This is a genomic window from Paraburkholderia sp. BGA-UO-ETr-F12 (genome assembly GCF_059567945.1).
In genome coordinates, this window is sequence record NZ_JCAQOZ010000012.1 from 367,789 (window position 1) to 394,035 (window position 26,247).

A 26,247-nucleotide genomic window follows, 5' to 3' on the forward strand; every position below is an offset into this window, starting at 1 on the left:
CGTCGAGCCGCACCAGCGCGGTCTTTACAGCCCTTTCCATCCGATCCCGACCGACCGGCGCGCTGAGTCAATCGACTCGAGCGCGGCGCATCGCTGCCGCCGCGATCGTTTACACGATTTTTACACATGGTCTCCCACCTTTGACCAGGCCTTTACGCGCATCGGCATAACGTTCCCCCTATCCAAAGTCCGTGTATGGAGAACAAAAATGGATGTGCTGTATGTCGGGGGGCTGGTGCTGTTTTTCGCGCTGACCTTTGCGTTGATTGCCGGCTGCGAGAAGTTGATGCAGTTCCGGCGCGGCCAGGGAGCCCGCTCATGAACTGGATTCTCTGGTTGTCGGGCGCGGCCACCGCGTTGTTGTTTGCGTACCTGGTCTATGCGCTGTTGCGCGCGGAGGACATTGAATGAACTCGAACAATGTCCTGCAAGCGGGCCTTTTCATCGTCGTGCTGCTGGCAGCCGCGGTGCCGATGTCCCGCTACCTGAGCAATGTGATGGACGGCAGCTCGCGCGTGGTTCGCTTGGGCGGCCCGCTCGAGCGCCTGCTGTATCGCATCGCGGGCGTCGATCCGTCGGCGGAGATGGGCTGGAAGCATTACGCGATCGCCACTATCGCGTTCAATGCGCTCGGCGCGCTGTTCCTTTACGTGTTGCTGCGCGTGCAAGGCTGGCTGCCGGGCAATCCGCAGCAGTTTGGTCCGATGACGGTGGACGGCGCCTTCAATACGGCAGTCAGTTTCGTGACCAACACGAACTGGCAGGATTACACGCCTGAGCAGACCGTTGGCTATTTGACGCAGATGCTCGGCTTCACCGTCCAGAACTTCTTCTCGGCCGCCACCGGCATTGTGGTGGTGATCGCGCTGATTCGCGGTTTTGCCCGTCATACCGCGCAAACCATCGGCAACTTCTGGGTCGATCTGACGCGTGTGACGCTTTATGTGTTGCTGCCGATGTCGGCGATCATCGCCGCTGTCCTGATGAGTCAGGGTGTGATCCAGAACTTCAAGGCCTATCAGGACGTGCCGACGCTGCAAACCACCACCTACGCCGCACCGAAGCTCGATGCACAAGGCAATCCGGTGAAGGACGCGAAGGGCAACCCGGTCACGGTCGACACGCCGGTGAAGACGCAAACCATCGCGATGGGCCCGGTGGCTTCTCAGGAAGCGATCAAGATGCTCGGCACCAACGGTGGCGGCTTCTTTAACGGCAACTCGGCGCATCCGTACGAAAACCCGACGCCGTTCTCGAACTTCCTGCAGATCTTCTCGATTCTGATTATTCCGGCGGCATTGGCGCTGGTGTTCGGGCGCATGATCGCGGACCGCAAACAGGGCGTCGCCGTTCTCGCCGCGATGACGATTGCGTTTGCCGTCTGCGTGGTCGGCGAAATCAGCGCCGAGCAAAGCGGTAATCCGGCGTTCGCCGCGTTGAATGTGGACCAATCGGCGAATGCGTTGCAGTCGGGCGGTAATGCGGAGGGCAAGGAAACGCGCTTCGGTATCGCGCAGTCGGGCATCTTCACGGTGGCGACCACGGCGGCTTCGTGCGGCGCGGTGGCGAATACGCACGACTCGCTCACGCCGATCGGCGGACTCTATCCGATGCTGCTGATGCAACTCGGCGAAGTGATCTTCGGCGGCGTGGGTTCCGGCATGTACGGCATGCTCGTGTTCGCCCTGCTGGCCGTGTTCGTGGCGGGCCTGATGATCGGCCGCACGCCTGAATACGTCGGCAAGAAGATCGAAGCGTACGAGATGAAGATGGTGTCGATCGTGGTGCTGCTCACGCCGCTGCTGGTGCTCGTGGGCACGTCGATCGCGGTGCTGACCGAGGCGGGCAAGGCTGGTATTGCCAACCCTGGTGCGCACGGCTTCTCCGAAATTCTCTACGCATTCAGCTCGGCCGCGAATAACAACGGCAGCGCGTTTGCGGGCCTGACGGTGAGCACGCCGTTCTATAACTGGCTCACGGCTATCGCGATGTGGTTCGGCCGCTTCGGCACGATCATCCCGGTGCTGGCGATTGCCGGTTCGCTGGCTGCGAAGAAGCGTATCGGTGTGACCGGCGGCACGTTGCCCACTCATGGCCCGCTGTTCGTCGTGCTGCTGCTCGGCACGGTGCTGCTGGTGGGCGCGCTGACTTATGTGCCCGCGCTGGCACTCGGACCTGGTGTCGAACATCTGATGATGATGGGCGCCCATTAAGGCGGCCCGTTGAGATGACACCAGTGAGCAACGAGTGAACACGCGCAAACGGGAAATTCGAGGATTCAATGACTGAACATAATGCAACCAGGTCCATGTTCGACCCGGCGCTGGTGCGCCCGGCGATCGTGGACTCCTTCAAGAAGCTCACGCCGCGCACGCAGTTCCGCAATCCGGTGATGTTCTGCGTGTACGTCGGCAGTATTCTGACGACCATTCTGTGGATCGCCGCGCTCGGCGGTCAGGCCGAGGCGCCCGCGGGCTTCATTCTCGCGGTCACCTTGTGGCTGTGGTTCACGGTGCTGTTCGCGAACTTCGCGGAGGCGCTCGCCGAAGGCCGTTCCAAGGCCCAGGCCGCGTCGCTGCGCAGCGCGAAGAAAGACGTGATGGCCAAGAAGCTCAACGAGCCGCATCCGAAGTCGCCGATCCGTATTCTGACGGCGTCCGATCTGCGTAAAGGCGACGTTGTGCTGGTCGAAACCGGCGACGTGATTCCGGCTGACGGTGAGGTGATCGACGGCGTTGCGTCGGTCGACGAATCGGCGATCACGGGCGAATCCGCACCGGTGATCCGCGAGTCGGGCGGCGATTTTTCGTCGGTGACGGGCGGCACGCGCGTGCTGTCGGACTGGATCGTCGTGCGGGTCACGGCCAATCCGGGCGAAGCCTTCCTCGACCGCATGATCGCGATGGTGGAGGGCGCCAAGCGTCAAAAGACGCCGAACGAAATCGCGCTGACGATCCTGCTGGTCGCGCTGACGATTGTGATGTTGCTGGCTACCGCCACGCTGCTGCCGTTCTCGATGTTTTCGGTCGAAGCGGCCAAGGCGGGTCACGTGGTCACGATCACGGCGCTGGTCGCGCTGCTGGTGTGCCTGATTCCGACCACCATCGGCGGGCTGTTGTCAGCGATCGGCGTGGCCGGTATGAGCCGCATGATGCAGGCGAACGTGATTGCCACCTCGGGCCGTGCTGTGGAAGCAGCCGGTGACGTCGACGTGCTGTTGCTCGACAAGACCGGCACGATCACGCTCGGTAACCGTCAGGCATCGCAATTCGTGCCGGCGCCGGGTTTGACCGAAGAAGCGCTGGCGGATGCCGCCCAGCTTTCGTCGCTCGCCGACGAAACGCCGGAAGGCCGCAGCATCGTCGTGCTGGCGAAGCAGCGCTTCAATATCCGTCAACGCGATATGGCCTCGCTGAAAGCGGAATTCCTCGCCTTCACGGCACAAACACGGATGAGCGGTGTGGACCTGCCGGGCCGTGAGATCCGCAAGGGCGCGGCCGACGCAGTGAAGAACTACGTCGAAGCGAATGGCGGCCGTTTCCCGAACGAAGTCAGCACGGCCGTGGCCGAAGTCGCACGCCGCGGCAGCACGCCGTTGGTGGTCGCCGAGAAAGGCGAGCAGGGCGCACGCGTGCTCGGCGTGATCGAACTGAAGGACGTGGTGAAGGGCGGTATCAAGGAGCGCTTCGCCGAACTGCGCAAGATGGGTATCAAGACCATCATGGTGACGGGCGACAACCGTCTGACGGCCGCGGCGATTGCAGCCGAAGCAGGCGTGGACGATTTCCTCGCCGAAGCCACCCCGGAAGCAAAGCTCGCCACGATCCGTTCGCACCAGGCCGAGGGTCGTCTGGTGGCGATGACCGGCGACGGCACCAACGACGCCCCGGCGCTCGCGCAGGCAGACGTGGCAGTGGCGATGAACACGGGTACGCAGGCCGCGAAAGAAGCCGGCAACATGGTCGACCTCGATTCGAATCCGACCAAGCTGATCGAGATCGTCGAGATCGGCAAGCAGATGCTGATGACGCGCGGCTCGCTCACCACGTTCTCGATCGCCAACGACGTCGCCAAGTACTTCGCGATCATCCCGGCGGCGTTCGCCACCACGTATCCGGCACTGAACGCGCTGAACGTGATGCATCTGGCCACGCCGGCCTCGGCGATCATGTCGGCGGTGATTTTCAATGCGCTGATCATCGTGCTGCTGATTCCGCTCGCGCTCAAGGGCGTGAAATACCGGGCGCTGGGTGCGGCGATTCTGTTGCGCCGCAATCTGCTGGTCTACGGTCTGGGCGGGATCATCGTGCCGTTCATCGGCATCAAGCTGATCGATATGGTGCTGGCCGCGTTCGGCTGGGTTTGAGAAGCGGCAGCTTAAAAGGAGTTACCCAACATGAAAAATCTGTTCCGTCCGCTGATCGTGATTTTCGCGGTGCTGACCGCCGTCACCGGACTCGCTTATCCCGCGGTAATGACCGCCGTCGGTCAGGCAGCTTTCAACAACCAGGCCAACGGCAGCCTGCTCGAGAAGGACGGCAAGGTGGTCGGCTCGAAGCTGATCGGCCAGCAGTTCGATGCGCCGCAGTACTTCTGGGGCCGTCTGTCGGCCACCAGCCCGATGCCGTACAACCCTCAGGGCTCGAGCGGTTCGAATCTCGGACCGACCAACCCGGCGCTGCTCGACGAGGTCAAAGGCCGCATCGACGCGTTGAAGGCGGCCGGCACGGATATGTCGAAGCCCGTGCCGGTCGATCTGGTGACGTCCTCGGGCAGCGGTCTCGATCCTGAGATCAGCCCGGCGGCCGCCGCGTATCAGATCGAACGCGTCGCCAAAGCGCGTAAGCTCGCCGTGAACGATGTGCAGGCGCTGGTCGATCGTTATACGACTGGCCGCCAGTTCGGCGTTCTTGGTGAGCCGCGCGTGAACGTGCTGCAACTGAATCTGGCGCTGGACGAGATGAAGCAGGGTTGAGCGCGGATCAGCGTCATTCATTGATGGCTGTGATTCGAGGAGGCGGCGACCATGCGGTGCCGCCTTCGCCATTTGCGATTGCCATTTGCGGTGGCGCTGCTGCCGTGCCACCATGCATGCACTATCGCTCGCATTATCATGAAAACCATTGAGCATGAACCGCCCCGATCCTGATGAACTGCTCGACAAGCTGCAACGCGACGAAGAAAAGCGTCAACGGGGCAGGCTGAAGATTTTCTTCGGCGCGTCGGCGGGCGTCGGCAAAACCTATGCGATGTTGCAGGCCGCGCGCCGCCGTGCCGATGAAGGCACGGACGTGGTAGTCGGCATTGCCGAAACGCATGGCCGCGGCGAAACCGCTGCGTTGCTCGAAGGTCTCGACGTGCTGCCGCTCGCGATGATCGAATATCGCGGCCGCAAGCTCGGCGAGTTCGATCTCGACGCCGCACTCGCGCGCAAGCCGCAACTCATTCTCGTCGACGAGCTCGCGCATTCGAACGTGCAGGGCGCGCGGCATCTGAAGCGCTGGCAGGATGTCTACGAACTGCTCGACGCGGGCATCGACGTCTACACCACGGTCAACGTCCAGCACCTCGAAAGCCTGAACGACGTGGTCGGCCAGATTACAGGCATCCGGGTCTGGGAGACGGTGCCCGACCGCGTGTTCGATCGGGCCGACGAAGTCACGCTGGTCGACCTGCCCGCTGAAGAATTGCTCGACCGGATGCGCGACGGCAAGGTGTATTTGCCGCAGCAGGCCGAGCGCGCGGTGCGCAACTTCTTTCGCAAGGGCAATCTGATCGCGCTGCGCGAACTGGCGTTGCGCCGCACGGCGGACCGTGTCGATGCGCAGATGCGTGAGTATCGCGCCGACCGTTCGATCGAGCGAATCTGGCAGGCGCGCGAGCGCTTGCTGGTGTGTGTCGGTCCGGGGCCGGAAGCGCCGATGCTGGTGCGCGCGGCGGCACGCCTTGCCGCGAGCCTGAAGGCCGACTGGATCGCGGTCTATGTCGAGACACCCGCGCTGCAGCGCCTGCCCGATGCGCGCCGCGAACGCACACTGAACGCCTTGAAGCTCGCCGCCGAACTCGGCGCCGAAACCGCGACGCTGGCGGGCACCGATGCGGTCGCCGCGCTGATCGGCTACGCGCAGGCTCGCAACGTCTCCAAGCTGGTGGCGGGCGCATCGGCGCGCAGCGGTTTTCAGCGCTGGGTGCGCCGTCCGCTCGGCGAACGCATCGCGGAACGCGCGGGCGACCTCGATCTCACGCTGATTCGCGCGTCGTCGGAGCGCGACGGCGGCGAGCAGCGCCGCTTGCTCAATACCACGGCGAATGCGTGGCGCGAGGCGCTGAGCGCGGCGCGCGAACGCCGTTCGCCGCCGCGCGCCTATGGCATTGCGCTGGCGATTTGCGCGGCCATCACGCTATTGTCGAGCCAGTTGATCGACCATATCGATCTGACCAACCTCGTCATGCTGTACCTGCTTGGCGTGATTTTCACGGCCGTGAAGCTGGGGCGTGGGCCAGGCGTCGTACTGTCGTTCATGAGCGTGGCGGCGTTCGATTTCTTCTTCGTGCCGCCGCGCATGTCGCTGTCGGTGTCCGACACGCAGTACCTGCTGACCTTCCTCGGCATGTTGCTGACTTCGCTCGTCATCAGCCATCTCACGTCGAGCTTGCGCCGCGAGGCGAGCGTCGCGCGGCGCCGCGAACAACGCACCGGCGCGATGTATGCGATGGCGCGCGAGCTGGCTGCCGCGCTTACCATCGAGCAGATCGTCGGCATCGGCAGCCGGCATGTCAGCGAAGTGTTCGGCGCGCGTGTCGCGATCCTGTTGCCGGACAGCGCCGATCAGGTGAAGCAGAAAATCGAGGACCCCGATGCGGCAATCACGCTCGAAGGCGAGATGCTCGATAGCGACGTCGGTCAATGGGTCTACGATCAGCAGAAGCCCGCTGGACACGGTACCGATACGCTGCCGGCCGCCGCCGCGCTGTACCTGCCGCTGAAGGCGCCGATGCGCACGCGCGGTGTGCTCGCGGTCGTGATGCGCGACGAGCGCGAGCTGGACGTGCCTGAGCAGCAACGCATGCTCGACGCATTTGCCGCGCAGATCGCGCTGGCGCTGGAGCGGGTGCACTACGTCGACATCGCGCGCGACGCACTCGTCAATATGGAATCGGAGCGCTTGCGCAATTCGCTGCTGTCGGCGATCTCGCACGACCTGCGCACCCCGCTGACGACGATCGTCGGCTTCTCGTCGATGCTGGCGCAATCGCGCGAGGCGCATCCCGGTGCGCAACCCGGCGACGACCTCGTCGAAGCGATTCACGAAGAGGCGCTGCGCATGACCGGCATCGTCACCAATCTGCTCGACATGGCGCGTTTGCAGGCAGGCAGCCTGCAACTTAACCAGCAGTGGACCCTTCTCGAGGAAACGGTGGGTGCCGCGCTGCGGGCGTGCAAACGCGTGCTGGCCAATCACCCGGTGCAAGTCAAGCTGCCTGCCGATTTGCCGCTGCTGCACCTCGATGCGGTGCTGATGGAGCGGCTCTTCTCGAACCTGTTCGAGAACGCGGCCAAGTACACCCCGCCGGATACGCCGTTGACGATCGGCGCGCAACGTCTCGACGCGGACGGCAAATCGTTCGTACGCGTCGCGGTCGACGATAACGGGCCGGGTCTGCCGGCCGGCATGGAAGCGCGTGTGTTCGAAAAATTCACGCGCGGCGAGAAGGAGTCGGCCAAGCCGGGCATCGGCCTTGGCCTCGCGATCTGCCGCGCGATCGTCGAAGCGCACGGCGGTACAATCGGCGCGCTCAATCGGATGTCACCGGACGGCCGTGTCGAAGGCGCGCGCTTCTGGTTCACCTTGCCGGTGGAAACACCGCCCGAAGCCCCCGATGCGCTGGAAGACGAAGGCGCCGATGCCTTGCCCGACCGCGATCCAACTCCTAACCTGCTTTCCAAGCCCAGCCATGAGTGACCCGAGCATCACCGTCGTTCTGATCGAAGACGAAAAGCAGATTCGCCGCTTCGTGCGAACCGCGCTGGAAGGCGAGGGCATTGTCGTGCACGACGCCGAAACCGGCAAACAAGGTCTCGTCGAAGCCGCGACGCGCAAACCCGATCTCGTCATCGTCGATCTCGGCCTGCCCGACACCGACGGTCTCGATGTGATTCGCGAGCTGCGGGGCTGGAGCGAGCTGCCGGTCATCGTGCTGTCGGCGCGCACTCAGGAAACCGAGAAAGTCGCCGCGCTCGACGCCGGCGCGGACGATTACCTCACCAAGCCTTTCGGCGTGTCCGAACTGCTGGCGCGCATCCGTGCGCATATGCGGCGGCGCAATCAGGGTGGCGCGAATGAATCGCCGCTGGTGCGCTTCGGCGCTGTGACGGTCGATCTGGCCTTGCGCCAGGTGACGCGCGAGGGCGCCGCCATCCATCTCACGCCGATCGAATATCGGCTGCTCGCGACCCTGGTGCGCCATGCGGGCCGGGTGCTGACGCACCGGCAATTGCTGCGCGACGTGTGGGGGCCGTCCCATGTGGAGAGCCATCACTATCTGCGCATCTACATGGCGCATCTGCGCGGGAAACTGGAGCGCGATCCGGCGCAACCGGAGCATATCGTCACCGAGACGGGGGTGGGATATCGGCTGGTCGGCGCCGTATAACGCGATTTTGGTATAATTACAGTTCGTAAGGACGACCTTGCGCATCTGCTTCAAACGGGGACGGCCCCATCTGATCACGGAGCTGTCTCATGTCCTGGATTCTTCTGCTGATTGCCGGTTTGCTCGAGGTTGCCTGGGCGGCCGGTCTTAAAACCTCCGAAGGCTTTACCCGGCTGTGGCCGTCCGTATTTACGGTCGTGACCGCGCTCGGCAGTTTCGTTCTGCTTGCCATGGCGATGCGTCAACTGCCGCTCGGCACGGCCTACGCCGTGTGGACAGGCATCGGCGCGGTCGGCGCGTTCATCTTCGGCATCGTCATGATGGGCGAGGCTTTGACGGTCGCGCGGGTGGCGAGCGCGGCGCTGATCGTGATCGGCTTGATCGGGTTGAAGCTGTCGTCGGGGCATTGATCTCTCGGTGAATCTCTCATTGAGACCCTGAGATTCAAGTGGATTGGCGTGTCCGCGCGTGCGTGGATCGAGCGCCAATCCTCCGCCGTTACAGGCCAGCATTTGTTCGCCACTCTGCGTTCTGCGAATTAACGTGGCTATAATGAGACTGAATCCAACCTGAAATTGTCCGCGGCCTATTTGGCGCGGCCGGCTTGGCGCGGGTCTGACGACTTCGATGCGGCGGTTTCCTTTGCTTTGCCCGTCGAAGCGCCCGGCACGCACAGCGCGCCTGGAGGCGGCCATGCTTGAATCACTTTCGCTCGCTGCGGGCCTCTCATGGGGCAGCGGTCTGCGCCTCTATCTGACAGTCCTGCTGGCCGGCGTGTTCGCGCGTCTTGGCTTCATCCATCTTCCCGATACGTTGTCCGCGCTGTCGTCGCCGTGGGTCATCGGCGTCGCGGGTGTGCTGACGGTCACCGAATTTCTCGCCGACAAGATTCCCGCGTTCGATTCCTTATGGGACGCAGTCCATACCTTTATCCGGATTCCCGCCGGCGCGGTATTGGCCGCCGGCGCGCTCGGCCATGCCGATCCGGCGCTGCTGACGGTCGCGGCATTGGCGGGCGGCACGCTGGCAGGCACCGCGCATCTGGCTAAGGCGGGCACGCGCGCGCTGATCAATCTGTCGCCGGAACCGGTGTCGAATGTCGTGACCTCGACTGCCGAAGACGGACTCGTGTTCGGCGGCATGCTGCTCGCGCTGTTCGTGCCGCTTCTGTTCCTGATCCTGATGGTGGGCTTCCTGATGCTGGCGGGCTGGGCGTTGCCGCGATTGTGGCGTGGGGTGCAGGGCGGTTTTCGCGGAATGGCGACGCACATGGTGTCGCGGTTTGCCAGGAGTCGGCACGATTGAGCGATACGGTAAGGAGTGTGACGGCGCGGACCGCCTCACGGCCGACGCGCCGGCTGGGCGGCACGGATGTGCTGCGCCAGGCTATCCGCATGACGGCGCGCGACTGGCGCGCGGGCGAACTGACGATGCTGCTGCTGGCGCTGGTGCTGGCCGTCGCGGCGTTGTCGAGTGTCGGCTTTCTGGCCGACCGTTTGCATCAGGGGCTTGAGCGCGATGCGCGGCGCATGATCGGCGCCGATTTCATCGTCCGTGCCGATCATCCCGTCGATCCGCAGTTCGCGAGGCAAGCCGGCGCGCTCGGCTTGAGCACCGCCAGCACGGCGATCTTCCCCAGTATGGTCAATTCGACCGGCGCACAGCCGGTCTCGCGGCTGGCCGCCGTCAAGGCGGTGTCGCCGGGTTATCCGTTGCGCGGCGAATTGCGGATCGCGTCGGCGCCGGGCGCGGCGGGCCATCCTACCCGCTCGATTCCGGCTCCCGGTACGGTATGGGTCGATCAGGCGTTGCTCGACGCGTTGAAGCTGCATGTCGGCGACGCCGTGAAGGTCGGGTCGCGCGACTTCACGATCGGTGCGGTGATTACCCGCGAACTCGACCGTGGGTTCTCGTTCGTCAATTTTTCACCGCGTCTGATGCTGCGTGCCGACGATGTCCCATCGACCGGCCTCATCACCTACGGCAGCCGTGTGACTTACCGGCTGCTGGTGGCGGGTTCGGATGCATCGGTGGCGCGCTTCGCGCAATTCGCGCATGACAAGGTAGACGGCGGCAAGATGCGCGGCGTCGCGCTCGAGTCGTTGCAGGACGGCCAGCCTCAGGTGCGTCAGACGCTCGACCGCGCGAGTCACTTCCTCACGCTCGTCTCGCTGCTCACCGCGCTGCTCGCGGCGGTGGCGATCGCGATGGCCGCGCATCGGTATATGCGCCGGCATCTGGATGGCTGCGCGGCGATGCGCTGTCTCGGTGTCAGTCAAGCCACGCTGCGCACGCTGTTCACGCTTGAATTCATCGGGTTGGGTCTGATCGGCGGCGCGCTCGGCGTGGCGCTCGGTTATCTGGGGCATATGGCGTTGCTGACATGGCTCGGCAGTCTGATCGATGTCACCTTGCCGTACCCCACGGTCTGGCCGGCGCTCGAAGGTATCGCGGCCGGTCTGGTGTTGCTGCTCGGTTTTGCGTTGCCGCCGCTGTTGCCGCTGACGCGCGTGCCGCCGGTGCGCGTGCTGCGCCGCGAATGGGGCGAAGCGGGGCGTACCGCGTGGGCCGCGTATGCACTCGGCATCGTGTTGTTTGCCGCGCTCCTGATCGTTGCCGCGGGCGAGTTGAAGCTCGGCGGCATTGTCGCGGGTGGTTTTGCCGGCGGACTGCTGGTGTTCGCGTGTATCGCGCGGCTGGCGTTGTGGGGTGCGTCGCGCGTCGTGCGCAGCGAGCGCGTGAATGCGGGAATCGGCTGGCGTTACGCGCTGGCCTCGCTGGAGCGGCGCAGCGGCGCGAGCGCATTGCAGATCACCGCACTCGGCATCGGTCTGATGTGCCTGTTGCTGATCGCGATGACGCGTAACGATCTGGTGGCCGGCTGGCGCAAATCCACGCCGCCGGATGCGCCCAACGAATTCATCATCGACATCCAGCCCGACCAGCGCGACGCTGTCACGCAATATCTGAACACGCACGGCGTGCCCGGCACGGTGCTCGCGCCGATGGTGCGCGGCCGGCTGATCGCGATCAACGGCAAACCCGTCAATCCGGATTCATTCAAGGGCGAGGATGCCAAACGTCTCGTCGACCGCGAATTCAATCTGTCGTATACGACCGAGCTGCCTGACGACAACCGTGTTTCCGCCGGCACCTGGTATGGCGACACGAAGACGCCGCAGATTTCGATCGAACAGGGCTTGGCGAAGCTGATCAACGTGAAGCCTGGCGATACGCTGCGTTTCGACGTGACGGGTTTGCAGATCGACGCGCCGGTGACGAGTGTGCGCAAGCTCGACTGGGGTTCGTTCAAGGTCAATTTTTTCGTGTTGATGCCGCCGGCCGCGTTGCAGGATTTCCCGGCGACGTTCATTACCAGCTTCCATTTGCCACCGCAAAATCAGTCGACCATCGACGGGCTGATCGCCGCTTATCCGAACCTCACGGCAATCGACATGGGTCCGATTCTGGCCCAGGTGCAGCGCGTCTTGCAGCAGGTGATCGGCGCGGTGCAGTTCCTGTTCGCGTTCACGCTCGCGGCCGGCGTGCTGGTGCTCTACGCGGCGCTGGCCGGCACGCGCGATGAGCGTATGCGAGAATCCGCGCTGCTGCGCGCGCTGGGGGCTTCGCATCGCCAGGTGCGGGCGGTGCAGATCGCCGAGTTTGTGGCGGTAGGGGCGCTGGCCGGCTTGATGGCGGCGATCGGCGCGCAAGTGATCGGCTGGTTGCTGGCGACGCGCGTGTTCGAGTTTTATCTGAGCTTCGATCCATGGCTGTTGCCCGCGGGTATCGCCGCCGGGATCGCCTGCGCGGGTGTGGGCGGCTGGATCAGCTTGCGGCATGTGCTGACGCGTCCTGCGTTGCAATCGCTGCGGGATGCGTGATTTTTCTTTGATGTTCTTTGTGATTGGGTATGAGCGATCTTAACGACGAAGTGTCCGCCGCACAGCCGACGGCCTTCGAACTGGTGGGTGGTGAAGCGCGCGTGCGCGAACTGGTCGACCGGTTTTATGACCTGATGGATCTCGAAACGGAATTCGCCGGGATTCGGGCCTTGCATCCGGAATCGCTCGATGGTTCGCGCGACAAGTTTTTCTGGTTCCTGTGCGGCTGGATGGGTGGACCTGATCATTACATCAGCCGCTTCGGCCATCCCAGGTTGAGGGCGCGGCACATGCCGTTTCCGATCGCGTCCAGCGAGCGGGATCAATGGCTTCGCTGCATGGCGTGGGCAATGGAAGACGTCGGGCTCTCCGAATCGCTGCGAGAGCGCCTGTTGGCGTCGTTCTTTGAGACAGCGGACTGGATGCGCAATCGCAATGGTTGAGCGGGTCGCGGGGCTGGAAGCGGCAGAGGCGCGCGCGGTTCTCGACTGCTGGTTTGGCGCGCCGGATACGCCCACCTTCGGCCAGGCGCGCAAGCTCTGGTTTGCACGCGATCGGGCTTTCGACGCGATGCTGCTGGAACGCTTCGGGACGCTGATCGATGCGGCGCGCGAAGGGGCACTCGATAGCTGGACGGCGACACCGTCTGGCGCGTTAGCGCTGATCATCGTGCTGGATCAGTTTTCCCGCAATTGCTATCGCAATACGCCGCGCGCTTTCGCGGCAGATCATCAGGCGCTGCGCGTTGCGCAGCAGATGGTCGCAAGCGGCGCCGATCTCCGGTTGCCCACCGCGCATCATCGCGCGTTCGCGTATTTGCCGTTCGAACACGACGAAACGCTTGCCAGTCAGCATGAATCGTTGCGCCTGTTCAAACAACTGAAGGCCGAGCCGGAAGGTGCGTCCTACTACTCATCGGCAGTCGGGCACGCCAGAATCATCGAGCGTTTCGGACGCTTTCCTCATCGCAACGCGGCGCTCGGGCGGCAGTCTACGGATGAAGAAAGGGCTTTCCTGAAAGGACCCGGCTCGTCTTTCTAGGCGTTGGAAAAGCGGCGGCACATGGCATGGCGGCGCTCTTTGCCGCCATGCGCTACTCGCCGTCCGCGGGCTTCGCCGGAGTCCGCACAAATACCCGCAGCAACTCGCCGGTATCGCCCGGTCGCGCGCCCGACCAGAACAGCCGCCAATCGCCCGCTGGCGCGCGCGCATTGTCGCGACGGCCCTGGTCGATCAGCCACGTGCATTCGGTTGCCGCGGTGTTCGCGACCGGTTGATGCTCGATACCGGTGTAGTAGTAGAGCATCGGCGCTTCGGATTCGCCGAGTCCGGTACTGGCCATGCAGTCGCCGTCGTTCCATTCGATGTTCATGGCGGCGCCGAGGTTTTCGAACACGGAGCGGTAACTCTTCGCATAATCGAGCCATGGCAGCAGCAGGGTGCTCACCAGCCCCCACGCGAGAATCGCACCCGCGCACCAGCTCAGCGCGCCGCGCCATTTGCCGGTGTGTCTGAAGACCGGCAGCAACCACAGCCAGCCGAGCGTCATCAGCAATGCGGCCGCGATCAATATGGGTTTGACGGGCAGCACCCAGTCGAGTGGCAGCCAGCGGCCGAGCCAGTGCAGCGACGCATGTGTATCGGCCGGACTGCTCATGATCGACCAGATGATCCAGGCGAGCGCGGCCATAGCGCCGAACAGCACGCGGCTCGCTATGTCCCAGCTTGCGTGCAGGCGCTGCGGCAGCCTGTCGATGCCTCGCGTCGCCACCAAGGCGAGCGGGGCAATGAACGGCAGAATGTACAGTTCGCGAACCGTTGCCGACGTTTGCAGCACGGCGAAACCGATGCCCGAGAACATCACCGGCAATGCCACGCGCGGATCACGCCAGCGGCGCCATCCGCCGCCGGCGAGCGCGGCTACCGCAAGCGGCACGACCGGGAAACCGACGCTCAGCACGGTGCGCAACACGAACCAGCGGCTTTCGTTTTCAGAGCCGAGTTCCGCCACCGAAAAGCCGAAGAAGCGGCCGACGTTGTTGTCCCACAGCCAGACCTTGAAGAGCGCTTCGGAGCGCAGATAGAAGCAGATTGGCCAGATCAGCGCGAAGGGCGCGCAGACCAGTGCGGCGACGCCGAGCGACGCCGCGAAGCTGCGCGTGCGGCAGGCGGGATACAGCACCAGCACGGCGACGGTGGTCGCGCCGAAGACGAGCGGCACGAACAGGCCCTTGGCCAGCAGCGACACGCCGACGCCCGCGCCGAACATCGCCGCGCCGCTCAGAATCGCGTGGCGCCGGTGGTGCACGTCGACCGGCAGCAGGCGCGCTTCGTCGCGCAGGTGCACCAGCACCAGCTCGAACAATCCGCAGAAACCGAGCGCGGCGCCGGCCATCAGCGCGACGTCGGTCATCATGTCATGCACGTGCTTGATGACGACGAGCGTGCTCGCGAATAACGCCAGCGTACCGATCACGCGGATATCGAACCAGCTGGACGCGCTCACCGCGCGGCGGGCGACGCGTGCCGTGTAGTAGACGGTCAGGCCCGCGAAGAGCGCGCTCGCAAGGCGGGCAGCATCATGCAGCGGCAGATAGCGGCCGAGCATCCAGGCGAAGCCCGTGGCGACCCAATCGTAGATCGGCGGTTTTTCGACAAAAGGCTGGCCTGCGTTGGTCGGCACGACCAGGTCGCCGGTATCGAGCATGTGCTGGATGATGCCGAACGTATAGGTCTCGTCCTGTTTCCACGGCTCGTGGCCGAGGGTGCCGGGCAGAAGCCACGCGCACAGGACGGCCAGCGCCGCCAGCCACATGAGCGGACGGGCAGCGGCCAGCGCGCGCAAGCGCCGCGCGCCGCGCGAAGCGGGAGCCGGCCCCGGCGCGGCGGGTGTCGAAGAGCCGGTAGGCGTGGCGGGCCTTGCGGGCGTTGCGGCTTCGGCCGCCGCCGCGAGGCCGTCTGACAAGACCGCGCCGGACTCGTCAACGCGTGCCGAGCCGGCGTGCGTGCCCGGCGCACCGTCGGCAGAGCCGGCCGGTCTAGGTGTCGCAACCGCGACGGTCCCCGTGCGCCAGGGCGCGGATGAGTTTTCGTACATGAGAATCTCTGATTGCCCTACGCGGCGGCGTTGGCCGCGGGCTTGTGGTCTAGCTGCGCACAGCCTGCGGCTGCATGCGAATGCTGCGATTGTAGACCCGCTTTATTACGAACGATTACAGAAAAAGCGAAGAATATGGCGGTCAGTCAAACGGATCGCGCCGATTCTTCGCCAGATCGAGGGGAATAGGGGGTGGGGAGGAGAAAGCGGCCGCGGGAAGCCGCTGGCCGCGCAAGCAGAAGAGGGGGCGCTTAGGGGCTTAGGGGCCCCTAGGGGCTTTAGGGTCTGCTCAGCGCCCGCCGGTGACGTCGAGCAGCGCGCCCGTCACGTACGAGGCGGCGTCGCTCAACAACCAGACGATCGACTCGGCAACCTCGTCGGCGCTGCCGGGGCGGCCGAGCGGCGTGGTCGCGCCGAGCTGGGCGGCGCGCTCGGGCTTGCCGCCGCTCGCGTGGATGTCGGTGTCGATCAGGCCGGGGCGCACCGCGTTCACGCGCACACCCTGCGGGCCGAGTTCTTTGGCGAGGCCAATTGTCAGGGTGTCGACTGCGCCTTTCGAGCCCGCGTAGTCGATGTATTCGTTCGGCGAGCCTAAACGTGCAGCCGCCGACGAGATGTTCACGATCACGCCCCCCGCGCCGCCACGGGCGGTCGACATGCGGCGCGCGGCTTCGCGTGCGCATAGGTAGGCGCCGAGCACGTTGACGTCGAACATACGCGTCAGGCGCGCCAGGTCCATGTCCGCAAGCTGACTCGACGGCGCGACAATGCCGGCATTATTGACGAGTGCATCGAGCCGGCCGAACTTTTGCTGGAGCGCGTCGAACATCGCGATCACATCGGCTTCACTGGCGACGTCGCCGGCAATCGCCAGCGCCTGGCCCCCCGCGCGTTCCACGTCGGCAACGGTTTCCCGCGCTGCCGCCAGGTTTTGCGCATAGTTCACGCCCACCGACCAGCCCCGTGCGCCCAGCAAACGCGCGGTCGCGCGGCCAATGCCGCGGCTGCCACCGGTGATCAGAACGGCTTTCGTCATCGCAACCTCATCGCTCGGGTGGGGGCCGCGGGAGTGCGCGGCCGGTTTCGTTCAGCGGGGTGAAAGAGGGCGTCGAACAGGCGCGCTGCGCGGCGCTCAGACAGCGTCGCGTTTAATCGCCCATTTGTCGCTGGCAGGCGGTTGATAGCGTTGCAGCTTGCCGATCAGCGCGACCGGGTCGGCGTCCCGTTGCAGGATGTCGAAGTAGGTCTGCCGCATGAAGCCTTCGTCTACCGTGTGTTTGAGCAGCGCGATCAGCGGATCGTAGAAGCCGTCGATATTCAGCAGTGCCACCGGCTTCTGGTGATAGCCGAGTTGCGCCCACGTATAGACCTCGAACAGTTCTTCGAGCGTGCCGGCACCGCCCGGCATTGCAACGAACGCGTCGGACAGGTCGGCCATCATCTTCTTGCGATGATGCATATCGGGTACGACATGCAATTCCGTCAAACCGTTATGGCCAACTTCCTTGTTGACCAGCAACTCGGGAATCACGCCGATTGCGCGGCCGCCCTCGGCCATCACCGTATCGGCGATCACACCCATCAGGCCGACCTTGCCGCCGCCGTAGACCAGCGCGAGATCGGCCTGTACCAGCGCGCGGCCAAAGGCGCGCGCGGCTTCGGCGTACAACGGTCTGGCTCCGTCGGAGGAGCCGCAATACACACACACCGACTTCATACTCAAACGTCCTTCGGTTCGTTGCGGGGCGCGGCGCCCTCCTTCGGCGGCAGGTAGTCGTAGAACTCGCGCTTGGGCAGCTTGCCCGATACGAGGTCGTCGAAAATCTGCCGTGAGCGCCCGCGCAGATAAGGCGCCATCAGCGACACGATCTGCACGCTCACCTGATGCAGTTCGGCGCGAATGGTTTCCTGCTCGTTGTACTTGCGCGGGTTCATCACGAACTGATACGACAGCCAGTACGTGGCGATCACGCCGATGTTGGTGGCGATCACCTGCAGTTCTTCGGGCGTGGCGACCATTTCGCCGTCCGCCACGAGCTGCTCGCAGAACTGGCTCGCAAAGCGCACCTTGTGGCTGATGATCTGCTTGAAATGTGTTTCGAGCGTACGGTTGCGCGCCAGCAGATCATTCAGATCACGATACAGGAAACGATAGCGCCAGGTGAAATCGACCATGTACTGCAGGTACGACCACATCTCGTCGATCGTGGCGCGGTGATCGTCGGGAAAGCGCAGACGCTTTTCGATCTCCTGCTCGAACTGGCTGAAGATGCTGTTGATGATGTCGTCTTTGTTGCGGAAGTGGTAGTACAGGTTGCCTGGACTGATTTCCATTTCCTCGGCGATCGTCGTGGTCGTGACGTTCGGCTCGCCGATTTCGTTGAACAGTTTCAACGACAGTTCGAGGATCCGTTCGCGGGTGCGGCGGGGAGGTTTGGCTTCCATGTCGTCCGGCCCTGGTTACGCCGGGCTGGGCGCGTGGCGGCTTGCCGCTCTAGCGTGATCCACCCGGACGCGGTTGGTATATTGAGCGCCCCAGCGATTTTCCGTAGGGCTGTCGGACGATTATAAACCGACCGTTCTAATACCAAGCGGATACTCAGGGTTTTCATTGCCCGCTGCGGCGGCCGGGGCGCGCGAGGCGCCGCGGGATGGGGCTACCGTCGCGCTCACAGCCACGCTTTGATCCAGTGCACGATCAGCGGCCCGACAATCAGCCCCCATGTCATCACGCACATGCCGAGCGCGACCATCACCGCCGCGCTGCCGAGATCCTTGGCGCGGCGCGACAACTCGTGGCGCTCGAGTGAAATCCGGTCGATGGCCGCCTCGACGCTCGAATTCAGCAACTCGACGATCAGCACCAGCAGCACCGAGCCGAGAAGCAACACGCGCGACACCGGATCGACCGGCACCAGCACGCCGCATGGAATCAGGATCGCCGCGAGCGTGAGTTCCTGGCGAAACGCGCTCTCCTCGCGGATTGCCACCCGAAACCCGGCCAGCGAATTTTTCATCGCGTGCCATGCGCGGGTCAGGCCGCGATTGCCCTTGTACGGATTGAAGGGGAGCGGGGCGAACGGATCGTCGGGACTGAGCGGTTCGTGATGGGGCTCGTTATCGAACTGCTCGGAGCCCTCGGGACCCACGCCTTTCATGCTGTGAAAACCGTTCGCGTGCTGGACATGATCCGGCGTGGCTTGCTCGCTCACGTCTTCGAACGGCTCGACGCTGGCAGCGCCGGTATCGGGTTTGACAGCGCGCAACGCGCCGTTCGGTGCGCGCGCTGCGTTGGAGTGTCGGGTTGGCATAGGCGGCTCGGCGCGCCGCTTCATGCGGCGGCGCTTTCCTCGCTGTATGACGCGCGCGGCAGCGGCTTCAGATGGGCCGCGAACTGCTCGGACGCCGCGGCCCAGGAGAAACGTTCGGCCCACGCGCGTGCATGGCCGCGGTCGATTTTCAGCGCTTCGAGGCAGGCTTCACGCAAGTCCTCGTGCATGGCGCCCGCGCCGCCGTCGCCGAGCACGTCGATCGGGCCGGTCACCGGATACGCCGCGACCGGCGTGCCGCAAGCCAGCGCTTCAAGCAGGACGAGCCCGAAGGTATCGGTGCGGCTCGGGAACACGAAGACGTCGGCAGCGGCGTAGACCTTGGCCAGCTCGGCTTGCGTGAGGACGCCCAGGTAATTCGCCTGCGGATAGCGCGACTTCAGTTCGGCGAGTGCCGGGCCTTCGCCCGCGACCCACTTGGAGCCGGGCAGATCGAGCTTAAGGAACGCCTCGACGTTCTTTTCGACCGCCACCCGTCCCACATACAGAAAGATCGGTCGCGCGGTGTTGAGCACCTTCGAATCCATCTGGTGAAAAATGTCGAGGTCGACGCCGCGGGTCCACAGCACCACATTGGTGAAGCCAAATTTTTCGAGGTCGGCCTTGACCACCGGTGTGGGGGCCATCACGGCCAGCGACGCCTTGTGGAACCAGTGCAGAAACTTGTAGGTCACCGCGAGCGGAATGCCGAAACGCGCCTGCACATATTCGGGAAAGCGCGTGTGATAGGCCGTCGTGAACGGCAGCTTGTGTTTGATTGCGTAGGCGCGTGCGGCCATGCCGAGCGGGCCTTCGGTGGCGATGTGCAGCGCGTCCGGCGCGAATTCGTCAATGCGCTGATGGAGCTTGCGGCGCGGCAGCAGCGACAGGCGAATCTCAGGATAGGTCGGGCACGGAATCGTCTTGAATTCGAGCGGTGTCAGCAAGTCGACGCGGTGGCCGAGTGCGGTGAGCTCGCGCGTGGTGTTTTTCAGCGTACGCACGACGCCATTGACCTGCGGTTCCCATGCATCGGTGACGATCATGATCTTCATCGGTTTCGGCCCAATAGAAGTGGAGAGGTGCTACGCGGTCGCCCGGGCTTTCTGCACGCCGACTTCCGGGGCGCGCATCACAGTCCAGTAGATCACCTTGAGTTCGCCTTCGTACGTCTCGACGAGCGCCGACAGGCTTTCGACCCAATCGCCGTCGTTGCAATACAGCACACCGTCGATTTCGCGGATTTCGGCTTTGTGAATGTGTCCGCAGACCACGCCGTCGCAACCGCGGCGGCGTGCTTCGTCGGTCATCACGCGCTCGAACGACGAGATGAAATTCACTGCGTTCTTCACCTGATGTTTCAGGTATTGCGACAGCGACCAGTACGGGAAGCCGAGCCGGCTGCGGATCCGGTTGAACCAGCGGTTCAGGATCAGGATCATCGTGTAGAGCGTGTCGCCGAGATAGGCGAGCCACTTGGCGTGCTGGATCACGCCGTCGAACAGATCGCCGTGCACGATCCAGAGGCGTTTGCCGGCGAGCGTCGTGTGGAATGCTTCGCCGCGTACGTGGATGTCGCCGAACGCGAGGTCGCAGAATTGACGCGCGGCTTCGTCGTGATTGCCTGGGACGTAGATGACCTGGGTGCCTTTGCGCGCTTTGCGCAGGATCTTCTGTACGACGTCGTTGTGCGCCTGCGGCCAGTACCAGCCTTTTTTCAACTGCCAGCCGTCGATGATGTCGCCCACCAGGTACAGGTATTCCGACTCGTTGTGCCGCAGGAAGTCCAGCAGATACGGCGCCTGGCACCCGCTCGAGCCGAGATGGATGTCGGACAGCCAGATGGTGCGATAGCGATGCGGTTCGCCGTGTTCGTCGTCTTGATGGCCGGCTTGCGCGTCGAGGGGCAGCGATGGCACAGGCAGCGGTCGTCCGTGACTGGGGTTGGGCTCCGGGCGGAACGCGACGGGGTCGACGCTCGGGCCGGTCTGGCGGAACAGGGAAGTCGCGGACGTTTTGGGGTCCATGGCTCACGCGTCGAGTTGCGGTGCCCGTATTGCGCCAGTCGCGCGTGACCGCGCCGTGACAGTCACGAGAAGTTCTTATTACTGTGTCGGAAGAAGGAGACGGCGGCGGAGCGGCGATGCTCGGAGAAGGACGATGCCGGGCGGTAAGTCCGGTAGTACAGCAAACGCGAACCGCGGGCGCGGCAGCGTGGTCAGTTTGCGACGCTAATGACGCGGGTGCCGGCGAGGCGGTCGTGCAGGAATTGACGCTGTGGGTCGAAGCGGCCGGTGGCGGCCCACAGGACGAACCAGAGTGCGGCGATCAGCAGAGTCTGCGGCACGGTGAGGCCTAGCAGCGGGTGCAATGCGAGGGGCGGCAAAAACCACAGCCACGCCAGCACGTAACGAACGATCGCGCGGCCGGTGGATACGGGCGCGCCGTTAGCGGCGACGACGCGCAGGCGCCACGTTTTCATCGGCAGCGTCTGGCCGCTGTGGGTCCAGAACCAGACGAAATACAGGCCGACCACGAGCCCGATCCACGCGGCGAGCAGGTTGTGATGGGTGAGACCGTTGCGCTGCTGCGTCAAGGTGCTGAACAGATAACCCGCAATGAACACGACGCCGAACAGGATCACGGCTTCGTAGAGCAGCGTGGCGAGGCGCCGGCGAACCGTGGGCGTGCCGGACGAGGCGGTGGGCAGTGCCGAGGTGGCGAGCGGCTGGGACACAGTTGGGCTCCGCTCAGGAGCCGTTGAAGATCGACGGCGCCTCGGACGGCGAAACCGGCACCGGGATGGCGGGCACGAAGCTGCCCGCAGCCGGAATCGCCGGCGTGATGGCCGGGCTCGGCAGCGCCGCGGCAGCCGCGGCGCTCGCCGCTGCGGCGCCGCTCGCCTCGTGCTCGCGGGCCTTGACGAGGCGATCCAGGCCCTTGATCTCGGTCTTGCCCGACGGCGGTGCGCTCACCACGCTCGGCCGCCGTTTACGCTCGCTCGCGGCGAGCCGCTCCTTCTGCTCTTCCGGCAATTGCTGATAGGCCTTCCAGGCGTTCTGGCGGGTTTCGCGCGGTAATTCTTTCGACACCTGGTAGTTTTCGCGTGCAACGCGCCGCTGATCGGGGGTCATACGCACCCATTCGGTCATGCGGTCATGCAGGCGTTTTTGTGCTTCAGGCGACAACTTCGGGTAACGCGACGCGATTTTGATCCATTTTCGCTTGCGTTCTTCGCTGAAGGTGTCCCATTCGCCGGCGAACGGCGCGAGCGCGACGTGATCGGCCGCACTCAGGCGGGACCATGCCATTGGGCTCTTGCTGCCGGGCAGGCCCGGCAGGTCGACGGCGAGGGTAGGCGCGGGCGCCTTGGCGGTCGCGTTGCCGCTTGCGGCAGGCGCGCTGGCGGGCGAGGCCGGGCTCGGATAGAAGCGCGGATACGTCGCGGCGAACGACACCAGGGCCGCGATCGTGCATCCGAAAACAACGGCCAAGCCGCGCTTGTAACTCACCCGAAGAATCTCCCGCTCAGTGGGCGCGTGATAGATACGCGTTGAAACCGTGGTCGAGATAGGCATTGAGCGGCAGGTCGTCGCTTAGCATGGCTGCATCGATATCGGCGAGTTCGGCCGTGCGTTGCTGGTCTTCCCAGTAGGCAATACCCACGAGGCTGATGACCAGCGCGGCGAGCGGCCACGCGAGCGCAAAACGGCGCAGCGGCGAACGGCGGCGCTGCGGCATCTCGACTTGCGGCATGCCGGCAGCGGCGAGGGCGGGCACGAAGACCGGCGCGCTCACGGTTTCGGGCTTCTTGCGTGCAAGTGCGGCGCGGCGCGCGACGGCGAGCCGGTCGACGGTGGCGGCCGGAATGCTGGCGGCGTTTTCGTCGAGCGCGCGGCGCACCTGGCGGGCGAATTCGAGTTCTTTGGTTTCCAGGGAGCTCATAGCGTGATTCCTTTAGCCTTGAGCGCTTGCGCCAGCGTGTGCGTGGCCCGCGAGCAGTGCGTTTTCACGCTACCCTCGGAGCAGCCCATCGCGGCGGCAGTCTCGGCGACATCCATATCTTCCCAATAACGCATGAGAAACGCCTCCCGTTGACGTGCCGGTAATTTTTGGATCTCGTCGTCGATTAACTGTAAGACCTGTTCGCGTTCGAGTTTCTGTTCGTTGCTCTCGGCGCCCGCCGAGCCTTGCTGCGCCTCGAATGTTTCGAGCGGGTCGAATTCGTCGTCGTCGGCGTTGCCGAGCGAAGAAAAGAGACTAACCCAGGTATTGCGCACTTTGGCACGACGGAAATAGTCGTGCATCGCATTCTGGAGAATACGCTGAAACAGCAGCGGAAGTTCGGCGGCTGGACGATCACCGTATTTTTCGGCGAGCTTGATCATCGCGTCCTGCACGATATCGAGCGACGCGTCGTCGTCCCGCACGGCGTAGACCGTCTGCTTGAATGCGCGCCTTTCGACGCCCGCCAGAAAATCGGCGAGTTCCTTGTCTGATGCCATCCGTTTGGGGGTCGGCGCAGCGTGCGTGCGCGTAATCGGTCGAAAAATGTCGTAAAACTCGCGGATGCTAACAAACTTTCGCTCCGCTGGGGCGAAACCCGCCCTAGCTTGCATCTCTATAACAGGATTTCGGTCGTTTTTATTCGTTAGCGAGATTGACGGCGGGGCGCCAGGGCAATATTTGCTTGACCGCGCGGACTTCTGCAGATATCGTCGCTGGTTCGCAACATAAGTGACTTGTCTCAATTGAGGTGTGGCCCAAGAAGCTCACCTGTCAACTGGACGCGCCGCTTGAACCCGAGCCACAAGCCCGGCAGAGAGCACCCGATCAATTTTTTGCCGAAAATTCGAAAGGTGAATAAATGAATATGCCCAGCGCGGAATTCTCCACGTCGGATACGACCCCCCATCCCGAAGCTGACTCTATCGGCGCCACCGTGCTCATGAAGGCACTGGCCGACGAAGACGTCGAGTTTATCTGGGGCTATCCCGGCGGCTCGGTACTCTACATTTACGACGAGCTGTACAAGCAGGACAAATTCCAGCACGTCCTCGTGCGCCACGAACAAGCCGCAGTCCACGCCGCTGACGCCTATGCGCGTTCCACCGGCAAAGTGGGTGTGTGCCTCGTGACCTCCGGCCCCGGCGTCACCAATGCGGTGACCGGCATCGCGACGGCCTACATGGATTCGATCCCGATGGTGATCATCAGCGGCCAGGTGCCGACTGCCGCGATCGGTCAGGATGCGTTCCAGGAGTGCGATACGGTCGGCATCACGCGTCCTTGCGTGAAGCACAACTTCCTCGTGAAGGACGTGCGCGACCTCGCCGCTACCGTCAAGAAAGCTTTCTATATCGCCCGCACTGGCCGTCCTGGCCCGGTGCTGATCGACATTCCGAAAGACGTCTCGAAGATGCCGTGCCAGTACGAACCGCTCAAGAGCGTTTCGCTGCGCTCGTACAACCCGGTCACGAAAGGTCACTCCGGCCAGATTCGCAAGGCGGTTGCCTTGCTGCTGTCGGCCAAACGTCCTTATATCTACACCGGCGGCGGCATCATCCTCGCGGATGCATCGCGCGAGCTGAACCAGTTCGCCGATCTGCTCGGCTATCCGATCACGAATACGTTGATGGGTCTGGGCGGCTACCGCGCGAGCGACAAGAAATTCCTCGGCATGCTCGGCATGCACGGCACGTACGAAGCCAACATGGCGATGCAGCACTGCGACGTGCTGATCGCGATCGGTGCGCGTTTCGACGACCGTGTGATCGGCGACCCGGCGCACTTCGCGTCGCGCCCGCGCAAGATCATCCATATCGACATCGATCCGTCCTCCATCTCCAAGCGCGTCAAGGTCGACATTCCGATCGTCGGCGACGTGAAGGAAGTGCTGAAGGAACTGATCGAGCAGTTGCAGACGGCCGAGCATGGCCCGGACACCGCGGCGCTCGCCGACTGGTGGAAGGACATCGAAGCCTGGCGCGCCAAAGACTGCCTCAAGTTCGACCGTAAGAGCGACATCATCAAGCCGCAGTACGTGGTGGAAAAGGCGTGGGAACTGACCGACGGCAATGCCTTCGTGTGTTCCGACGTCGGCCAGCACCAGATGTGGGCGGCGCAGTTCTATCGCTTCAACAAGCCGCGCCGCTGGATCAACTCCGGTGGTCTCGGCACGATGGGCTTCGGCCTGCCGGCGGCGATGGGCGTGAAGATGGCGCATCCGGACGACGATGTGCTCTGTATCACGGGCGAAGGCTCGATCCAGATGTGTATCCAGGAGCTCTCGACCTGCAAGCAGTACGAGACTCCGGTGAAGATCATTTCGCTGAACAACCGCTATCTCGGCATGGTGCGTCAGTGGCAGCAGATCGAATACAGCAAGCGCTATTCCCATTCGTACATGGATGCGCTGCCGGATTTCGTGAAGCTGGCTGAAGCGTACGGCCATGTCGGCATGCGTATCGAACGCACGGCCGACGTGGAACCGGCGTTGAAGGAAGCGCTGCGCCTGAAAGATCGCACGGTGTTTCTCGATTTCCAGACCGATCCGACCGAAAACGTCTGGCCGATGGTTCAGGCCGGCAAGGGCATCACCGAGATGCTCATGGGATCGGAAGATCTATAACGACGGCGCGTTGAATTAAACGCAGCGTTGGCTTCGTCAAGCGCGCCTCCACAAAGGGCGAAAGCGGACGAAGCGGCGCGAACCGGCTCGCATACATCGACAAAACATCTGGAAGAAGCGAAACATGAGACACATCATTTCAGTCCTGCTGGAAAACGAACCGGGCGCGTTGTCACGCGTGGTCGGTCTCTTCTCGGCACGCGGCTACAACATTGAAACCTTGACGGTGGCTCCGACCGAAGACCGTTCGCTGTCGCGCATGACCATCGTTTCCATTGGCTCGGACGACGTGATCGAACAGATCACGAAGCATCTGAACCGCCTGATCGAGGTGGTGAAAGTGGTCGACCTTACCGAGGGCGCCCACATCGAGCGTGAGCTGATGTTGATCAAGGTGAGGGCGGTCGGCAAGGAACGTGAGGAGATGAAACGGATGTCGGATATTTTCCGCGGCCGGATCATCGACGTCACAGAAAAGACCTACACGATCGAATTGACGGGCGCGAGCGACAAGCTCGATGCCTTCATCGAAGGGATCGACGCGACCGCGATTCTCGAAACCGTCCGTACGGGCAGTTCGGGCATCGGCCGCGGCGAGCGCATTCTGAAGGTTTGACGCGCGCGCTGAGTTGCGGTTATTAGCCGTCTTAACCGTCTCGATCGAAACCGGGC

At 63.8% G+C, this 26,247-nt stretch carries 25 protein-coding genes; 14 read left to right on the forward strand and 11 right to left on the reverse strand.

The annotated features are described in order from the left end of the window. The first annotated feature begins 208 nt into the window (after nt 1-208). The 12 genes from AC57B6_RS05225 (at nt 209) to AC57B6_RS05280 (ending at nt 13,580) form a co-directional block, all read left to right on the forward strand. Nucleotides 209-322, forward strand: a complete 114-nt coding sequence (locus AC57B6_RS05225; RefSeq protein ID WP_028196918.1) for a hypothetical protein — start codon at nt 209-211, stop codon at nt 320-322. Further along, nucleotides 319-411: a K(+)-transporting ATPase subunit F gene (kdpF, locus tag AC57B6_RS05230; RefSeq protein ID WP_007583461.1), complete on the forward strand. Its 93-nt coding sequence runs from the start codon at nt 319-321 to the stop codon at nt 409-411. Before AC57B6_RS05225 ends, kdpF begins: the two co-directional genes overlap by 4 nt. Continuing rightward, nucleotides 408-2,213, forward strand: a complete 1,806-nt coding sequence (gene kdpA, locus AC57B6_RS05235; protein ID WP_496420793.1) for a potassium-transporting ATPase subunit KdpA — start codon at nt 408-410, stop codon at nt 2,211-2,213. Before kdpF ends, kdpA begins: the two co-directional genes overlap by 4 nt. A gap of 68 nt (nt 2,214-2,281) precedes the next feature. Beyond that, nucleotides 2,282-4,366: a potassium-transporting ATPase subunit KdpB gene (kdpB, locus tag AC57B6_RS05240; RefSeq protein ID WP_028196920.1), complete on the forward strand. Its 2,085-nt coding sequence runs from the start codon at nt 2,282-2,284 to the stop codon at nt 4,364-4,366. Nucleotides 4,367-4,396: 30 nt separating this feature from the next. Beyond that, nucleotides 4,397-4,975 (forward strand): potassium-transporting ATPase subunit KdpC, encoded by a 579-nt coding sequence (kdpC, locus tag AC57B6_RS05245; RefSeq protein ID WP_028196921.1) that lies wholly within the window; start codon nt 4,397-4,399, stop codon nt 4,973-4,975. A gap of 154 nt (nt 4,976-5,129) precedes the next feature. Then, entirely contained in the window at nt 5,130-7,964 is a 2,835-nt protein-coding gene (locus tag AC57B6_RS05250; RefSeq protein ID WP_496420794.1) for a DUF4118 domain-containing protein, read from the forward strand. Beyond that, nucleotides 7,957-8,655, forward strand: coding sequence for a two-component system response regulator KdpE (gene kdpE / locus AC57B6_RS05255; RefSeq protein WP_028196923.1), 699 nt, complete (start codon nt 7,957-7,959; stop codon nt 8,653-8,655). Before AC57B6_RS05250 ends, kdpE begins: the two co-directional genes overlap by 8 nt. Nucleotides 8,656-8,744: 89 nt before the next feature. After that, on the forward strand, nt 8,745-9,065 hold the full coding sequence (gene sugE, locus AC57B6_RS05260) for a quaternary ammonium compound efflux SMR transporter SugE (RefSeq protein ID WP_028196924.1): 321 nt from the start codon (nt 8,745-8,747) through the stop codon (nt 9,063-9,065). Between the two features lie 283 nt (nt 9,066-9,348). After that, the gene (locus AC57B6_RS05265) at nt 9,349-9,960 is read left to right on the forward strand and encodes a DUF4126 domain-containing protein (RefSeq protein WP_028196925.1); all 612 of its coding nucleotides are present in this window, start codon (nt 9,349-9,351) and stop codon (nt 9,958-9,960) included. Continuing rightward, a complete protein-coding gene (locus AC57B6_RS05270; protein ID WP_496420795.1) occupies nt 9,957-12,539 on the forward strand; it encodes an ABC transporter permease in 2,583 nt (860 codons plus the stop codon). Before AC57B6_RS05265 ends, AC57B6_RS05270 begins: the two co-directional genes overlap by 4 nt. A 29-nt stretch (nt 12,540-12,568) precedes the next feature. Beyond that, nucleotides 12,569-12,982 carry a group II truncated hemoglobin gene (locus tag AC57B6_RS05275; RefSeq protein ID WP_028196927.1) on the forward strand — a complete coding sequence of 138 codons (414 nt, stop codon included), beginning with the start codon at nt 12,569-12,571 and terminating at the stop codon, nt 12,980-12,982. Continuing rightward, complete coding sequence (locus AC57B6_RS05280; protein ID WP_496420796.1) at nt 12,975-13,580, forward strand: DUF924 family protein; 606 nt, start codon at nt 12,975-12,977, stop codon at nt 13,578-13,580. Before AC57B6_RS05275 ends, AC57B6_RS05280 begins: the two co-directional genes overlap by 8 nt. A gap of 52 nt (nt 13,581-13,632) precedes the next feature. On the opposite strand, the gene AC57B6_RS05285 is transcribed toward AC57B6_RS05280, so the two are convergent. The 11 genes from AC57B6_RS05285 to AC57B6_RS05335 form a co-directional block, all read right to left on the reverse strand. Beyond that, the gene (locus tag AC57B6_RS05285; protein WP_496420797.1) at nt 13,633-15,636 is read right to left on the reverse strand and encodes an ArnT family glycosyltransferase; all 2,004 of its coding nucleotides are present in this window, start codon (nt 15,634-15,636) and stop codon (nt 13,633-13,635) included. Nucleotides 15,637-15,925: 289 nt separating this feature from the next. Continuing rightward, on the reverse strand, nt 15,926-16,672 hold the full coding sequence (locus AC57B6_RS05290) for an SDR family oxidoreductase (RefSeq protein WP_491563614.1): 747 nt from the start codon (nt 16,670-16,672) through the stop codon (nt 15,926-15,928). A 96-nt stretch (nt 16,673-16,768) separates the two neighbouring features. Further along, entirely contained in the window at nt 16,769-17,353 is a 585-nt protein-coding gene (locus AC57B6_RS05295) for an LOG family protein (protein ID WP_028196930.1), read from the reverse strand. A gap of 2 nt (nt 17,354-17,355) precedes the next feature. Next, the gene (locus AC57B6_RS05300) at nt 17,356-18,081 is read right to left on the reverse strand and encodes a TetR/AcrR family transcriptional regulator (RefSeq protein WP_028196931.1); all 726 of its coding nucleotides are present in this window, start codon (nt 18,079-18,081) and stop codon (nt 17,356-17,358) included. A gap of 224 nt (nt 18,082-18,305) precedes the next feature. Next, nucleotides 18,306-18,947, reverse strand: coding sequence for a diacylglycerol kinase (locus AC57B6_RS05305; protein WP_081923111.1), 642 nt, complete (start codon nt 18,945-18,947; stop codon nt 18,306-18,308). A 20-nt stretch (nt 18,948-18,967) separates the two neighbouring features. Beyond that, entirely contained in the window at nt 18,968-19,999 is a 1,032-nt protein-coding gene (locus AC57B6_RS05310; protein WP_028196932.1) for a glycosyltransferase family 4 protein, read from the reverse strand. 30 nt (nt 20,000-20,029) lie between these two features. After that, entirely contained in the window at nt 20,030-20,971 is a 942-nt protein-coding gene (locus AC57B6_RS05315) for a UDP-2,3-diacylglucosamine diphosphatase (protein WP_153136532.1), read from the reverse strand. A 191-nt stretch (nt 20,972-21,162) separates the two neighbouring features. Next, a complete protein-coding gene (locus AC57B6_RS05320; protein ID WP_178368814.1) occupies nt 21,163-21,681 on the reverse strand; it encodes an RDD family protein in 519 nt (172 codons plus the stop codon). Between the two features lie 13 nt (nt 21,682-21,694). Continuing rightward, a complete protein-coding gene (locus AC57B6_RS05325) occupies nt 21,695-22,456 on the reverse strand; it encodes a DUF3106 domain-containing protein (protein ID WP_406868176.1) in 762 nt (253 codons plus the stop codon). A gap of 16 nt (nt 22,457-22,472) precedes the next feature. Continuing rightward, nucleotides 22,473-22,889: a DUF3619 family protein gene (locus AC57B6_RS05330; RefSeq protein WP_183799812.1), complete on the reverse strand. Its 417-nt coding sequence runs from the start codon at nt 22,887-22,889 to the stop codon at nt 22,473-22,475. Next, on the reverse strand, nt 22,886-23,449 hold the full coding sequence (locus AC57B6_RS05335) for an RNA polymerase sigma factor (RefSeq protein WP_011487480.1): 564 nt from the start codon (nt 23,447-23,449) through the stop codon (nt 22,886-22,888). Before AC57B6_RS05335 ends, AC57B6_RS05330 begins: the two co-directional genes overlap by 4 nt. 362 nt (nt 23,450-23,811) lie before the next feature. On the opposite strand from AC57B6_RS05335, the gene AC57B6_RS05340 reads away from it, so the two are divergent. Then, nucleotides 23,812-25,575, forward strand: coding sequence for an acetolactate synthase 3 catalytic subunit (locus AC57B6_RS05340; protein WP_028196937.1), 1,764 nt, complete (start codon nt 23,812-23,814; stop codon nt 25,573-25,575). Between the two features lie 124 nt (nt 25,576-25,699). Beyond that, complete coding sequence (gene ilvN, locus AC57B6_RS05345) at nt 25,700-26,191, forward strand: acetolactate synthase small subunit (RefSeq protein ID WP_011487482.1); 492 nt, start codon at nt 25,700-25,702, stop codon at nt 26,189-26,191. Nucleotides 26,192-26,247 lie beyond the last annotated feature (56 nt).